This window comes from Thioalkalivibrio sp. AKL10 (assembly GCF_000381845.1).
Lineage (GTDB): Bacteria > Pseudomonadota > Gammaproteobacteria > Ectothiorhodospirales > Ectothiorhodospiraceae > Thioalkalivibrio > Thioalkalivibrio versutus.
The window spans coordinates 399,731-414,201 of record NZ_KB907143.1; the positions used below are offsets into that span (position 1 = coordinate 399,731).

A 14,471-nucleotide genomic window follows, 5' to 3' on the forward strand; every position below is an offset into this window, starting at 1 on the left:
TCAGGACGCCGCGTGGGGGACCGGGACCTGGCCTTCCAGGCTGATGTTCAGACCGGTGGTGGTGCGGTCGCCGGGGTCCAGGAAGTACAGATAGGGGCCAACCACGGCCTCGGGCTCGGGCAGTAGGTCGGGGTTTTCCCCGGGATAATGCCCGGCGCGGAAGCGGGTGCGCACGGGGCCGGTGTCGATACCGTTCACGTGCAGGAAGCGCGGTTCGTTGCGATGCTCGTGCGACAGGATGTCGATCAGGCCGTCCTGGGCCGCCTTGGCCATGCCGAAGGCGCCCCAGAAGGCCTTGCGCGCGTTCTGGGTGGACACGACCAGGCTCCCGGTGGGACTGGCCTCCAGCAGCGGCAGGACGGCCTGCGTGAGGAAGAACGGGCCGTGCAGGTTACTGTTGATGACCTTGAACCACAGCTCCGGGTCGTAGTTCTTCATCGGCATCAGGGCGCCGGCCCAGCCCGCGTTCAGTACCAGCCCGTCCAGGCGGCCCAGCGAGTCGCGGATGTTCTCCGCCAGGTCACCATAGTCCTTGACCGTCGCGCCTTCGAGATTCAGTGGGTAGATCGCGGGCTGCGGGTGACCGGCCTGTTCAATCCGGTCATAGACCGCCTCCAGGCCCTTCAGGTCCTTGTCCAGCAGGACCACGATCGCGCCGGCCGCGGCACAGGCCTCGGCAACCGCGCGGCCGATGCCGTCGGCGGCCCCGGTGACCAGGATCACGCGTTCATCGAAGGCGCCGGGTTCGGGGCGGTAGGCGAGCAGGCGGGGAATATCGAGATCGGTCAAGGATGGTCCTCCAGGTACAGGTGCGCCGATTCTAGTCCAGATTGTACGGCCGCTTCGAGCGTGGACGGCAGTGCAGGCGTCAGGTAATCCCCGGCCAGATAACACCCCGGCCAGGGCGTGCGGGCCGGCGGGCGACGTGCATCCAGACCGGCTTGCGCGTCCAGCGTCGCGCGGCGTTCGCAAATGCTGTGGCCGGTCTCGGATTCGCCCAGTTCGGGGAAGGTTTGGGCCAGGGAGCGGGCGACGGTGCGCCATCGCGCATCCGCCGTCAACGGTTCGAGGTCGTCGGCCGCCGAGATCACGACCGCCAGCCAGTGTGGTGCCCCGGCGACATGCCGCGCGATCAGCCATTGGCCATGCTGGTCCAGCAGCCCCTGTAGTGGCGGAAGATCATCAAGGCGCCGCGCATAGCGCAGGTAGACCGTGCAGATGCTGCGGGCGCCCATGCCATTCAGGCCCTGGTGCGTCGCCTCCCAGCCGGTTTCGTGCGGAAGCAGGGCAGCGGCGGCGGCTGGAGGGGCGGCCAGGATCACGCCGCGCGCCGGGCTCGCCACGCCCTGGCGATCGCGCAGGCGGTAGGGGGCGGCGTCGTGAGTCGTGCTGCGCTCAATGGCGGTGATGCGGCGGCCAAGATCCACTCTAGCGCCACGCTCCCGGAGTTCCTGTACAGCCGGTTCCGGGAACAGCTCGCCGAGTGGCCGCGCGGGGAGGAGAAGGCGCGCGGCCTCCGGGCCATGATTGAGTGCCAGGCGCAGGACGTTCTGGAAGATGCGGGCCGAGGCGGTTCGGGTCGGGGTGTTCATCACCGCCAGGCACAACGGGTCCCACAGGCTCCGAATGAGGGCGTCGGGCTGACGACGCTGGCGCAGCCAGTCGAGGACGGGGAGATCGTCGAGCAGGGGCCGGTGCAACATGGCGGCGGCGCCGGACAGTGCACGCAGGCGTGTACCAAGAGAGTGCTTCGCAAGCGCCCGGTAAAGCGCGGCGGCCAGGGCGGGCAACCGGGGCGAACGTGGTTCCAGCTGGAACGCCGGGTCCTGCGGCCGGCCGGTGGGCTCGAACATGCGCAGGCCGAAGGGCAGGGCCTGAAACGCCTGCTCGGGGTTGATGCCGACCGAACGGATCTGCTGCAGGGTCTGCTGGCAGGCCCCGACCAGGATGTGCTGGCCGTTGTCGAGCGGGGTGCCGTCCAGGTCGAGGCTGCGGGCACGGCCACCGGGGGCCTTGCCCGCGTCGATCAGGTGCACGGGGTGCCCGGCGCGTGCAAGCGCCAGCGTGGCGGTCAGGCCGGCCCAGCCCGCGCCGACCACGACGACGGGCGCGTGGGGTGAGCCGGAGATCATGGCATCAGGTCGCGCGGCGGCGTTGTTCGCGCTTCAGGCGGCGTGCGGTGCGCCACGCGATCCACAACTTGCGGATCGGGGTCAGGCGCACGCGGTGTTCCAGCACGCGGTAGCCGTCGTCGGCGATCTCGTCGAGCAGGGTGCGGTAGATGGCCGCCATGATCAGGCCCGGGCGCTGGGCGTAGCGGTCGGCGTCCGGGAGGTGTTCCTCGGCGCGTTCGTAGTAGCGTCGCGCCCGTTCCGCCTGCTCCGCGAACAGGGCGCGGTGGCGGTCGTCGGTAATGTTGATCTGGAATTCCTCCGGCTTGACCCCGTGCTTGCTGAGCTCGTCCATGGGGATGTACACCCGGCCGCGCATGGCGTCCTCGTGCACGTCGCGCAGGATGTTGGTGAGCTGCAACGCCATGCCGAGGTCGTGGGCGTACTTCAGAGTGCGCCGATCGGTGTAGCCGAAGATGTGGGCGGACAGGATGCCCACGACGCTGGCCGCGCGGTAGCAGTACAGCGACAAAGTGGTGAAGTCCGGATAGCTGTCGTAGTCCAGATCCATCTGCATGCCGTCGATGATCTCGTCGAAGTACTCGCGACCAAGGTCGAAGGCGGCGATGTGCGGCTGCAGTGCCTGGGTGATGGGGTGGCGGGGTTCGCCGGCGAACAGGCGTTCGATCTCCTGGCGCCACCAGTCGAGCTTGGTGCGCGCAATGCTCTCCTCGCTCACCTCGTCGACGATGTCGTCGACTTCCCGGCAGAAGGCGTACAGCGCCGTGATGGCGCGACGGCGATCCGGCTCCAGAAAGCGGAACGCGTAGTAGAAGCTGGAGCCGCTTTGCGCGGCCTTCTCCTCGCAATACTCGTCGGGGGACATGCGCTCTCGCGTGGCGGGTGTCGAACAGGGAGGAGAAGGCTAGCACAGGCAGCACAGGGGGCGGGAGAGGGCGCCATGAAGGCGGATTGTTGACCTGTATCAAGCTCGGGCCTGGCGTGCGGCCGTAGTCTGCAGAACCAAGGTCGCGAGTGCGCGGCGCACGGCTGTGGAGCCCCGAATGGAACAACGCCTGGTGTTTGACCCCGAAATCCTGCGCCGCTACGACGTGAGCGGGCCGAGGTACACGTCGTATCCCACCGCGCCACAGTTTCACGAGGGCTTCGACGACCGCGCCTATGCCGAGGCGGCGCAGGCCACCAACGGGGCGGACCCGGCGCGGCCGCTGTCCCTGTATGTTCATGTGCCGTTCTGCGACACGGTGTGCTTCTACTGCGCCTGCAACAAGGTCATCACTGGAAATTACCAGCGCGCTCAGCGCTACCTGCAGTATCTGGAGCGCGAGGCCGAACTGCAGGGCGAGCTGTTCGACCGGGAACGCACTGTCGGCCAGCTGCACTTTGGGGGGGGCACGCCGACTTATCTTGGCGATGACGATCTGCGCCGGGTGATGGCGACGCTGGCGAGGCACTTCCGCCTGGACGAAAGCGATGCCCGCGAGTTCTCCATCGAGATTGATCCGCGCGCGGTGCGGCCCGGCACCATCCCGCTGCTGGGCGAGCTGGGTTTTAACCGGATCAGCCTCGGGGTGCAGGATTTCGACCCGAACGTGCAGCGGGCGGTGAACCGCATCCAGCCGTTCGAGGTGACCGCGCGGGCGGTGGAGCAGGCGCGGGCCAACGGCTTCGAATCCACCAACCTGGACCTGATCTACGGCCTTCCCCTGCAGACGGTGGAGACCTATACCGCCACGCTGGAACGCGCGCTGGAGCTGCGTCCGGAGCGCCTGGCGATCTACAACTACGCGCACCTGCCGCAGATGTTCAAGACTCAGCGCCAGATCCGCGAGGCCGATCTGCCGGACGCCGCGGAGAAGCTGGCGATCCTCGAGACCACCATCGCTCGCCTGACCGATGCCGGCTATGTCTACATCGGCATGGACCACTTTGCCCTGCCGGACGACGAACTGGCCACGGCCCAGCGCGCCGGGACGCTGCAGCGCAATTTCCAGGGCTATTCCACACGGGCGGAGTACGACCTGGTGGCACTGGGTCCGACGGCCATCGGCAAGGTGGGCGCCACCTACAGCCAGAACCTGCGCGAGCTGGATGCCTATTACGCGCGGCTGGATGCCGGGCGCCTTCCGGTGTTTCGCGGACTCGAACTGAGTGCCGACGATCGGCTGCGCCGGGACGTGATTACCGAGCTCATGTGCCATTCGCGCATCGATTTCGCCGCGATCGAGGTGCGCCACGGGATCGCGTTCGGCGAGGTCTTTGGGGATGCACTGGAGCGGCTTCAGGGCATGGAGGCCGATGGACTGGTGCGGATCGGCGCGGAGCGGCTGGAGATCCTGCCGCGCGGGCGGTTGCTGCTGCGCAACGTCGCCATGGCCTTCGACGCCTATCTGAAGACGGAGGGCGCGCCGCGCTACAGCAAGGTAGTGTGAGCGGCTTGACGGCGATCCGTTCTCGGCGGAAGCTTTGAACAATAGCAACCGGTAACAGGGACGTTCCGGTGAAGACGACACGTTACTTCGAGACTGTACGCGAGAGGCCGGATCGGCGAATGATCCGGGATCACTGGATCAGTAGTGCAATCGACCAACCGTTGTGCGAAGAAGTCCAAGGCGATGGGCGTATCCGCAGATGGGCTCGTGTCGAGGAGGCTGAAGGACGCTACCTTCGCGTTGTTCTGCTGCCGGATGGAGAAACCGTTCACAACGCCTTTTTCGATCGAGGGTTCCAGCCATGAAACTCCAGTACTTCGGGGATACGGATACGCTTTATATCGAATTCCGAGGCGATAGCGTGGCCGAAACCCGCTCGCTTGACGAGCACACTACCCTGGATGTCGATGCCAGTGGTGGTGTTTGCGCCATTACCTTTGAGCACGCAAGCGAACGAACTGACCTCCAGCACCTTACGGTCGAGGGCATTGCCGCTTGATGCCTTTTAAGCCCTCAGCTTAACCAGGGGTTCTCGGCGGCTCGATCCCTACGGTCTTCGGCGGCGCGGTCGGAGGCTGTGGCTCAGGATGATCCAGCCGTCGCGGGTGCGCAGGCGCGGGCGGGCGAAGACGTCATCCTGCTGGCGCAGCCGCCAGAGGATGCGTGCCCCGCCGTTGATGATCGCCCGGATCTCCAGCCCCATGCGTCCGCGCAGCAGCCCGCCCAGCGGCGCCCCGGCGCGCAGCAGGCGGTCGGCGCGGGCGTACTGAAACTGCATCAGGTTGCGTAGCTGGAAGGTGGTCTGCCCGGTGGCCAGCATCGCCTCGGTCACGCCGTACTGTTCCATCTCTTCCTGCGGCAGGTAGATGCGGTTGTTCTCCCGCAGGTCCTGCTGCAGGTCCTGGTAGAAGTTGATCAGCTGCAGCGCCGAGCAGATGGCGTCCGAGTACCCGAGCATCTCGTCGGTCGGGTTGCCGTTCAGGTGCAGCATCAGCCGGCCAACCGGGTTGGCCGAGCGGCGGCAGTAGTCCATGACCTCGCCGAAGGTCGCATAGCGGGGTTGTTCCAGATCCTGCAGGAAGGCGTCGATCAGGTCGGCGAACGGCGCGGCCGGCAGGTCGAAGCGGGCGCGGGCGTCCGCCAGGGCAATCCATTCGGGTTCGTGCTCGGCGGCGGGGTCTTCCAGGACCTGCACGCGTTCCTGCATCGCCAGCAGTGCCTGGCGCCGCTCGGCGACCGGGCGCGGGTCCTCGTCGGCCAGGTCGTCGGCGTCGCGGGCGAAGCAGTAGATCGCCGCCACGGGGCCGCGCAGGCGGCTGGGCAGCAGCCAGGAGGCCACGGGGAAGTTCTCGTAATGCGCCTTGGCACGCTGGCGACAGTGGCGGTAGGCCGAACGGATACGGGGCGACATGGGTGCTCAGACCCTGTTTCCGGCGTGCGGGGCGCCGAGGTGGGCGGATTCAGCTCGCAAGCCCGGGCTCCGTGGCGGCTCCGTCGGCGTACCAGGCCCAGAAGTCGTTCGGCTGTTCCAGGGCGGCATCGGCGCCCCATTGATCCGGACGCTGGTTGGCGTCGATGTAGCCCCAGTTGGCGATCAGGGTGGGCATGCCGGCGGCCCGTCCGGCCGCGATGTCGCGTTCTGCATCGCCCCAGTAGCAGTGGCGTTCCGGCGGCAGGCCGGTCTGGCGTGCGGCCAGCCACATGGGTTCCGGGGCGGGTTTGCGCTGGGGCAGGGTATCGCCGCTGACGACGGCTGCCATGCGCGCATGCAGCCCGAGGGCCTCCAGCAGCGGATCGGTCAGCCAGCCCGGCTTGTTGGTCACCACGCCGACGGGCCAGCCGCGGGCCTCGCAGGTGTCCAGCAGGTCCGCGAGTCCGGGAAACAGGGCGGTGGTCCGGCACAGGTCGCGGGCGTAGATCTCCAGGTAGCGCTTCTTGAGATGCTCGGCGAAGGCGGGATCGGCGTCCGGGAAGGCGAGATCCACCAGGGCCCGGGACCCGTGGGAGACAAAGTTACGCACGACCTCGAACGCCAGCGGCGCACGGTCGTGTTCGGCCATCAGGGTGACCAGGGCCGCATGCATGTCGGGAGCGGTGTCCAGCAGGGTCCCGTCGAGGTCGAACAGGACCGATCCCAGTTCGCGGGTCATTCGTCGGTGCCGGCTTCGTCGCGGCGGGCGGCCATCAGGTAGTTCACGTCGGTACGGGCGACCAGACGATACCGCCCGCTCAGGGGCGAATAGGTCAGGCCGGTCATCGCGGTGACCTCGAACCCGTGGCGGCGCAGGGCGGTGCCCAGTTCGGAGGGGCGAAGGAAGCGTCCGTACTCATGGGTGCCGGTGGGCAGCATGTGCAATACGTATTCGGCCCCCACGATGGCCTCGGCAAAGGCGCGCGGAGTTCGGTTGATGGTGGACAGGAACAGCCAGCCGCCGGGGCGCACGAGCGTTGCAAGGGCATCGATCACGGCATCCGGATCGGGCACGTGTTCCAGCATCTCCAGGCAGGTCACCACGTCGTAGTCGCCGGCGTGACGTTCGGCGTGCGCCTCGGCGGTAGTGTGCAGGTAGTGGATTTCCAGCCCTGCCTCCACCGCGTGTTCGCGCGCGACCTCCAGGTGTTCGGCGCCGGCGTCCAGCGCGGTGACCTGAGCGCCGCGAACCGCCATTGCCTCGGAGAGGATACCGGCGCCGCAGCCTACATCCAGCACCTTCTTGCCGGCGAGATCGGCCTTGCCGTCGATCCATTCGAGGCGCAACGGGTTGATCGCGTGCAACGTGGCGAAGGGGCCCTTCGGGTCCCACCATTCGTGGGCCCGATGGGTGAATTTGTGGATCTCGGCGCTATCGACGTTTGCGTGCGCAGAAGTTTGGGAGAGGGGTTCGGGGCTCATGGCGTCTGTCTCGCTCAGGGAAACACTGATTGATGTACACGTTCGCGCTCGAGTCGCTGTTGCGTGCGAACAAGGCGCGGTGACTGCCGTGCAGTCATTCTGCACAAGGGAGCCGCAACGCCGTGCGGGCGCAAGAGCGGCCGAGCCCCTCGGGGTTGGCACCCCAGGTTCCCCGATCCTGCGTTGCGGCCCTTGCCGGTAGAACAACTATCGGCTGCGCACCGCGCCTTGTCTTGGAAAACCTGGGGTACCAACGCGAGCGTGTACATTGATCAGTGTTTCCCTCAGGCAGTGGGCTGCTGGGTTTCCAGCACCCGGATGCGCCAGTACTCGGCTTCGGCGTGGAGATCCTGCGAGTTCAGCGTAAGCAGTTCGCGGTCGCGTAGCAACGGCCGTCCGGCCACGTAGACATCGCGCACGGCATCGCGGGTGGCGGCGTAAACGATCTGTGCACTGGGGTCGTGCGCCGGTTGCAGTTCCAGCGTCTGCAGGTCTACTGCGACCACATCGGCCTGCTTGCCGGGCTCCAGGGAGCCGATTCGGTCCGCGAGTCCCAGGGCTTTGGCACTCCCCAGCGTCGCCATTTCCAGCGCGGCGGTGGCGGGCAGGGCGGCGGCATCGCCACTGACGCCCTTGGCCAGCAGTGCGGCGGTGCGCATCTCGCCGATCATGTCGAGATCGTTGTTGGAGGCGGTCCCGTCGGTCCCGAGGGCGATGTTGATGCCGGCGGCCTGTAACCGCGTGACCGGGCAGAAGCCGGAGGCGAGTTTCAGATTGGATTCCGGGCAGTGGGCGATGGAGACCGGGCGTTCGCGCAGTAGATCCAGATCGGTATCGTCTACCTGGGTCATGTGCACCGCGATGAAGGGCTGGTCCAGCATGCCAAGGCGTGCGAGGCGGGCCAATGGCCGTTCGCCCTGGTCGCGCAGGGCGTCGGCGACCTCGCTGGCCGTCTCGTGAACATGCATGTGGATGGGCACGTTCAGTTCGCGGGCACGGGCCGCCACGCGCTCCAGGCTTGTATCCCCCACGGTGTATGGCGCGTGCGGGGCGACATTGAAGGCGATCCGGTCATGGTGCCCCCAGTTCGCGACGACGTCCGCACCGCGCTGGAAGTACTCGTCTGCCGTGCTTGCCCAGGGCGTTGGGAAGTCGAACACGGTGAGGCCCAGCGAGGCGCGGATCCCGGTCTCGTCGACCACCCGGGCCGCATCGTCCACGAACAGGTACATGTCACTGAAGCATGTCGTGCCCCCGCGCAGCATTTCGGCTATGGAGAGGCGGCTGCCTGCGCGTACGAATTCGGGGGAGAGCAGCTTGCCCTCGGCGGGCCAGATGTATCCCTTGAGCCATTCCATCAGCGGGCGGTCGCTGCCGATGCCACGCAGCAGGCTCATGCCAGAGTGGGTGTGGGCGTTCACCAGGCCGGGGATCAGGATCTGGCCGGGGTGATCGCGGTATTCCGCTTGAGGATGGTTGGCGCGCGCGGTGGCTTGCGGTTCGATCGCGTGGATCGTTCCGTCGCGGATGATCAGGGCGTGGTCTTGCAGAAGGGTGTCGCGGGGGGCTACCGGGAGGATCTGTGGGGCAGCGAGGATCAGCGTCTGGGCATTGCTCATGGCGGACGGTCTGCGCGGGGATCAGGGTCGCGCATGGTACCTGAAAGGGGCGGCATTGCGCCGCCCCAAGTTGCCGTGAGGACTACAGGCGGTTGATCGCGAACCGGCCCGGACCGGTCAGGGCCAGGGCGATCGCCGCGAACAGGAACATCCCCTGCAGCTCGAGGGCCCAGCCGCCGGTGCTGGTGAGCAGGAAGACCTCGTGAGCATGGGCGAGCGCGATGGCGAAGACCATGTTGATGGCGATAATCACCGCGCCGATGCGCGAATACAGCCCGATGATGACGAGGATCGGGGCGAGGATCTCGCCGATGTAGACGCCATAGGCGAGGATCGCCGGGAGTCCCGCGTTGGTAACCATGCCTTCGATGCCGCTGATCCCGCCGGTCAGTTTGGCGATGCCGTGCAGCAGGATCATGATCCCGAGGGCCAGGCGGAGTACGAGCTTGCCACTGTCGTCTAGCGTGTTGTCCATTTCCATCCTCTCCTTGTAATGCTGCGGATCGATGTCCCCAGTCGGTGCGGCCGGGCCTGTGCCCGACCGGGTTTGCGCCCAGGCAACATCCGGTCAGGGCGTGCGGCCCCTGTCGGATGTGCCTGTGGCAGGTCAGCCGGCGTCGCGCCCCAGACGCTGGGCCCGCGCGACCTCTGCGACGTGACGCCCCTGCGAGGCGGCCATGCCCAGTTCGTTTTCGCTCGGCTGGCGCGAGCCGTCGCCGTCGGCCAGTGTGGTCGCCCCGTAGGGTGTGCCGCCGCAGACCTCGCTGACATCGAGCAGGCGCTTCTCCGTGTAGGGTAGACCAACCACGGTCATGCCGTAGTGCAGCAGGTTTACGATGGTCGAGATCAGGGTGGTCTCCTGGCCGCCGTGCTGCGAGGCGGTGGAGCTGAACACGCTCCCGACCTTTCCGACCAGCTTGTCGCCGAACCACAGGGCACCGGTCTGATCGAGGAAGTTGGCCATCTGCGCGGCCATCCGGCCGAAGCGGGTAGGGGTGCCGATGATGATCGCGTCGTAGTCCGCCAGTTCTTCGGGCTTGGCGATGGGGGCGGCCTGGTCGAGCTTGGCCCCGGCATTGCGGGCCACGTCATCCGGCATCAGTTCGGGGACGCGCTTGATCGTGACTTCGGTATCCGGTACCTCGCGGGCGCCGCGGGCCACAGCTTCGGCCATCTGCTCGATGTGGCCCCAGGTGGAGTAGTACAGGATCAGGACCTTGGTGCTCATGGCGATTCGCCTCCGGTTGACTAGGTTGCAATACCCGTCACCTTAGATCCGATTTATACGAATGAAAATGGCGAAAAACGCCTCAAACCATTCGAAGAATACGAACGGTTAGGGGTGGGCTGCGGGATTTCCGTTGTCGTTCTGGCGCAGTACCAGGGCCTCAAGTTCTGCCAGCGTGTCGGGGTGGCCGTACAGGTAGCCCTGAAAGTGGCGACAGCCAAGGCCGAACAGGAAGGCCCGCTGCTGGTCGTTCTCCACACCTTCGGCGATGACGTCCAGGTCGAGGGTGTGAGCCAGGTTGACCACCATCTGGGCGATCGCGGCATCGTTGGGATCGTCCAGGACGTCGCGGACGAAGGATTGATCGATCTTCAGCTGAGCGAGGGGCAGTCGCTTGAGGTAGGCGAGAGAGGAGTAGCCGGTCCCGAAGTCGTCCAGAGAGAACTCGATGCCGAAGCTCCGAAGTTCCTCGATGTGGGCAATGACGGTCTCCACGTTTTCGAGCAGCATGCTCTCGGTCAGCTCCAGCTTCAGGCGGTGCCCCGGGGCGCCGGTAGCCTCCAGCGTCTGGGCGAGATCGCGCACGAAGTACTTGTGCCGGAATTGGCGCGCGCTGACGTTGACCGACAGGGTGAGGTCCCGAAAGGCGGGCTGGTGTTTCCAGGCAGCCAGCTGCTCACAGGCCGCGCGCAGCACCTTGCGGCCAATCGGGACGATCAGACCGGTCTGTTCGGCCACGGGGATGAACTCGGCGGGCGAAATCATCCCGCGGCTGGCGTGCTTCCAGCGCAGCAGGATCTCGGCCCCGATGACCGCGCCCGACGTGTTCACCTGTGGCTGGTAGTGCACGCTGAAGGCATCCTGATCCAGGGCGTGGCGAAGCTCGCTCTCCAGCTCGAATCGGGCCTCGACGGCGCGGTGCAGCTCGGGGTCGTAGAAGCGCACGGTGTTGCGCCCGGCGTTCTTGGCCCGGTACATGGCGAGGTCCGCCTGCTTGAGGATCTCCTCCACGCTCAGATTGCGGCCGCTGAACAGCGTGGCACCGATACTGGGCGTTACGTGCCGCCTCTGTCCCGCCAGCTTGAAAGGATCGCGCAGAATCTCGATGAGCTTGCGACCCACGGCCTCGGCCTGGGTCGCCGCGCGTGCCTGGTCCGGGTGCAGATCGTTGAGGATGATGACGAACTCGTCGCCCCCCAGGCGGGCGAGGGTGTCCGCCTCGCGCACGGAGTTCAGCATGCGTTCGGCGACCTGGCGTAGCAGGTCATCGCCGACTGCATGGCCGAGGGTGTCGTTGATGTCCTTGAAGTTGTCGAGATCGATGAAGAGCAATGCGCCATGCAGGCGGGTGCGTTCGGTATTGGCGAGACTCTGACCCAGCCGGTCGTGCAGCAGGGTGCGATTGGGCAGTTGGGTCAGCCCGTCGAAGAAGGCGAGACGCCGGATCTCGTCTTCGGCCTCCTTGCGATCGGAGATGTCGGTCATCGTGCCGAAGGTCGCCATCACCTGGTCGTGGTCATCGAAGCGGGCACTGGCGTAGATGCTGACCCAGCGGATGTCACCGTCGCGGGTGCGCAGACGGATCTCCTCGGATTGGGAATGGGAGCCGCCTTCGAGGAGGGTGGCACAGAAGCTATGGGCGTCGTCGTGGTCCTCGGGGGCTACAAAGTCGCACAGCGGGCGGCCCAGAGTCTCTTCCACGCTGAACCCCGTCAGGGCCTCCCAGGCTGGATTCAGCAGGGTCCAGTGGCCTTCGGCATCGGTACGGAAGATGACCTCGGAGATGTGGTCCACCACGTCGCGGTAGCGGTTCTCGCTTTCCGCCAGTGCATCGGTGGTGCGTCGGTGGGTGGTGATATCCAGGGTCAGGCCGCGCAGGCTCTCCCGGCCGTCCGCGTCACGGGCCCAGGAGAGGATGTCTCGCAGCCACAGCCACTGGCCGTCGCGATGGGCGAAGCGGTAGTCCACCGTGCGCGGGCTGGTCCGGCTCTCGCGGGCGGCATTCTGCACGCGCGGCAGGTCGGCCGGGTGGATATGCCGGGCGCGCAGCTCGCCCCGGCCCAGGTTGTGGGCCGGGAAGCCCAGCAGACGACGGGTGTCGCCGGACACGAACTCCCATTCGTGGGTGCGCGGATCAGCCTCCCACAAGATCGCGTTGGCACCGCCGAGCATGGACTCCAGGCGTGCGACCGAGCGGTTCAGTTGCTGGTTCTGTTGTTCCAGGGTGGTCTGGGTGGACCCCAGATGGGCGGCGACATCGTTGAAGGTGCGCGCGAGGTCGCCGAATTCGTCGTGCGAGCGCACCGGGATGCGGTGGTCCAGACGACCGCCCTGCAACGCCTTGCCGCCCTGGTTCAGCAGGCGCAGGCGGCGAGTAATAACCAGGCTGAAGACCACCGCGGCCAGCATGGACAACACGAGCACGCCCAGCGCCAGCAGGACGTTGCGCTGCAGGAGGGTGGCGGACAGGGCGTCGATCGCATCGGTGGAATAGCCCACCGCCAGAGTCCCGAGTGGCTGCCCGGCCAGCTCAATGTCGCGCAGGATCTCGATCTGCCCGGGCGTGGTTCGCGTGCCGTCTGCGCGTTCCGGGATGGTGTCGGGCGAGATGCCCACCGACGCCATCGGCTGGTCCTGGGCATCGAGTACCACGGCATAGAGGACATTGGAGTCGTCCGCGACGAGTTCGAGCAGGTCCTGCAGCATCGCCGGATCCGCATAGGCGAGCCCGGGGGTCAACGCGCTGGAGAGCAGACGGCCCTGTTGCTCGGCAAAGCGTTCCAGCATCTGCGACTGGTTCTGCTGCACCTGGGAGATGCCGCTGAACATCAGCGCTGCGACCATCGCGACCTGGATCGCGACGGTGCCGATGATGATCTGCCAGGCGAAATTCAGACGCATGCGGGGGGCGCCGGCGCCTGTGGGACGATGCAGGCCGAGATTGGGCCAGAGCAGGTTGGAGCCGGGCCGCGGCGAGTCATGAAGGGCATCCGGGGCGCGTACGCGCCAGTCTTCGATGGTGGGACGGGAATTGATGCAAAACTTGCCATTCTACCGGGGCTGGCCGGCGGATGCCCATCAAGGTCACGCAAATTAGTGCTTCCCTTGGTCGTTCTTTGCGTCTCCAAGGGAAGGTAATTCCCTTCCAAAGGCGCTTTGACGAAAAGGGCGATAGTCGGTCTCCTCGATCGCGACGAATCCTCGGTGGCGGATGGCTCGGAGTACTTCCAGGCCATGGGGTGTGTCCTGCATGCGGATCAGCTGGTCCTCCAGGTCCGGTAAACCTGCAAGCACTTCTTCGCGGGCCAGGAGGGTCATGCCCGGAAAACTAGGTGATTGCGAAATGATTCGAACGAGCGTTCCATCGTGCAGCGACATCAGCGTCTGCGCACTCTCGTCACGACGTTGATCATCGATCAGATCGCCGTCCGTGACCAGGACCAGGGCTTCTGCTTCTCCGCGCAGAAATGTGGTGATGGCACCACTGTGGTGATGGTGGTGCCGGACGGTCGGGGGTGATGATCCGTCCGGCCAAACAAGGTTCGAGAGCATGTGGTTCAGGAACGCGGCTGCAAGGCTTTCCTCGAACGGTGCGGCGATTTTGCTGTTCGCCAAGTCTTCGATGCGGTTGAACCGTGCCTCCGGTATTACGGCGACCAGGATCGCCAAACGGTCCCGGGTTGCCGCTACAGCTCGATAATTCGTCTCCTCGATCAAGAAAGGCACAACGTGCGGTGACGTGAACACGAGATCGTAGCGTTCGGTCCAAATTCTGCCGTGGAAAACGTCGCGTGTGCGTGCCGACTCGATTCGGACGGGCACCCCGAGTTGCTCGGCAAGCCAGTCGCGCAGCGGCGCGTAGCGCTCGAAGAGAGCTGGAGCACTAAGAAACGGCTGGATGCCCAGCAGGCGTGTTTCCGTTCCGTGTGCAGGCGCCAGAGCGACGAGCATCAGAATCAGGCAGGACACTGCGGCCCGGGAGCCCTTGGACAAGAGGGGTAATTCCGGGGAGGGTCGTCGACCTAGTCGGACTCTGAACATGTCTGTGTGCCGGCCTATGTACAGGTTGTGGATTGCGCGGTGTGAGGTTGGGGTGCATCCGTGCTTGGCTGACTGCACGGATGTTTCCCAGAACCAGAAACCGGTTATCAGGGTAGCCAATAAAGT

Annotated in this window: 13 protein-coding genes; 2 read left to right on the plus strand and 11 right to left on the minus strand. The window is 66.1% G+C overall.

Annotated features, from left to right (window positions below; translation table 11 throughout):
* The 3 genes from G333_RS0107710 to hpnD are packed head-to-tail and all read right to left on the minus strand — an operon-like array spanning nucleotide 1 to nucleotide 2,997.
* Nucleotides 1-789, minus strand: a complete 789-nt coding sequence (locus G333_RS0107710; protein ID WP_018938588.1) for an SDR family NAD(P)-dependent oxidoreductase — start codon at nucleotides 787-789, stop codon at nucleotides 1-3.
* A complete protein-coding gene (gene hpnE / locus G333_RS0107715; protein WP_019628126.1) occupies nucleotides 786-2,132 on the minus strand; it encodes a hydroxysqualene dehydroxylase HpnE in 1,347 nt (448 codons plus the stop codon). Before hpnE ends, G333_RS0107710 begins: the two co-directional genes overlap by 4 nt.
* Nucleotides 2,133-2,136: 4 nt before the next feature.
* The gene (gene hpnD / locus G333_RS0107720; RefSeq protein ID WP_018176714.1) at nucleotides 2,137-2,997 is read right to left on the minus strand and encodes a presqualene diphosphate synthase HpnD; all 861 of its coding nucleotides are present in this window, start codon (nucleotides 2,995-2,997) and stop codon (nucleotides 2,137-2,139) included.
* A gap of 178 nt (nucleotides 2,998-3,175) precedes the next feature.
* Here hpnD and hemN point away from each other — a divergent pair, with 178 nt between their 5' ends.
* On the plus strand, nucleotides 3,176-4,564 hold the full coding sequence (hemN, locus tag G333_RS0107725) for an oxygen-independent coproporphyrinogen III oxidase (RefSeq protein WP_018938590.1): 1,389 nt from the start codon (nucleotides 3,176-3,178) through the stop codon (nucleotides 4,562-4,564).
* A gap of 301 nt (nucleotides 4,565-4,865) precedes the next feature.
* Nucleotides 4,866-5,063, plus strand: a complete 198-nt coding sequence (locus G333_RS0107730) for a DUF2283 domain-containing protein (protein ID WP_018938591.1) — start codon at nucleotides 4,866-4,868, stop codon at nucleotides 5,061-5,063.
* A gap of 48 nt (nucleotides 5,064-5,111) precedes the next feature.
* On the opposite strand, the gene hpnC is transcribed toward G333_RS0107730, so the two are convergent.
* From hpnC to G333_RS0107770, 8 genes are all read right to left on the minus strand, one after another.
* Complete coding sequence (hpnC, locus tag G333_RS0107735; protein ID WP_018938592.1) at nucleotides 5,112-5,975, minus strand: squalene synthase HpnC; 864 nt, start codon at nucleotides 5,973-5,975, stop codon at nucleotides 5,112-5,114.
* Nucleotides 5,976-6,024: 49 nt separating this feature from the next.
* Complete coding sequence (gene gph, locus G333_RS0107740; RefSeq protein WP_018938593.1) at nucleotides 6,025-6,714, minus strand: phosphoglycolate phosphatase; 690 nt, start codon at nucleotides 6,712-6,714, stop codon at nucleotides 6,025-6,027.
* Complete coding sequence (ubiG, locus tag G333_RS0107745; RefSeq protein WP_018951925.1) at nucleotides 6,711-7,457, minus strand: bifunctional 2-polyprenyl-6-hydroxyphenol methylase/3-demethylubiquinol 3-O-methyltransferase UbiG; 747 nt, start codon at nucleotides 7,455-7,457, stop codon at nucleotides 6,711-6,713. The genes gph and ubiG overlap by 4 nt, the downstream gene beginning before the upstream one ends.
* A 284-nt stretch (nucleotides 7,458-7,741) precedes the next feature.
* Nucleotides 7,742-9,076: a TRZ/ATZ family hydrolase gene (locus tag G333_RS0107750; protein ID WP_018951926.1), complete on the minus strand. Its 1,335-nt coding sequence runs from the start codon at nucleotides 9,074-9,076 to the stop codon at nucleotides 7,742-7,744.
* 82 nt (nucleotides 9,077-9,158) lie between these two features.
* Nucleotides 9,159-9,551: a DoxX family protein gene (locus G333_RS0107755; protein WP_018951927.1), complete on the minus strand. Its 393-nt coding sequence runs from the start codon at nucleotides 9,549-9,551 to the stop codon at nucleotides 9,159-9,161.
* A gap of 132 nt (nucleotides 9,552-9,683) precedes the next feature.
* Nucleotides 9,684-10,304, minus strand: coding sequence for an NAD(P)H:quinone oxidoreductase (wrbA, locus tag G333_RS0107760; protein WP_018951928.1), 621 nt, complete (start codon nucleotides 10,302-10,304; stop codon nucleotides 9,684-9,686).
* 108 nt (nucleotides 10,305-10,412) lie between these two features.
* Complete coding sequence (locus G333_RS0107765) at nucleotides 10,413-13,205, minus strand: EAL domain-containing protein (RefSeq protein WP_018951929.1); 2,793 nt, start codon at nucleotides 13,203-13,205, stop codon at nucleotides 10,413-10,415.
* 192 nt (nucleotides 13,206-13,397) lie between these two features.
* Nucleotides 13,398-14,297, minus strand: coding sequence for a phosphate/phosphite/phosphonate ABC transporter substrate-binding protein (locus G333_RS0107770; RefSeq protein ID WP_018951930.1), 900 nt, complete (start codon nucleotides 14,295-14,297; stop codon nucleotides 13,398-13,400).
* Between the last annotated feature and the right edge of the window lie 174 nt (nucleotides 14,298-14,471).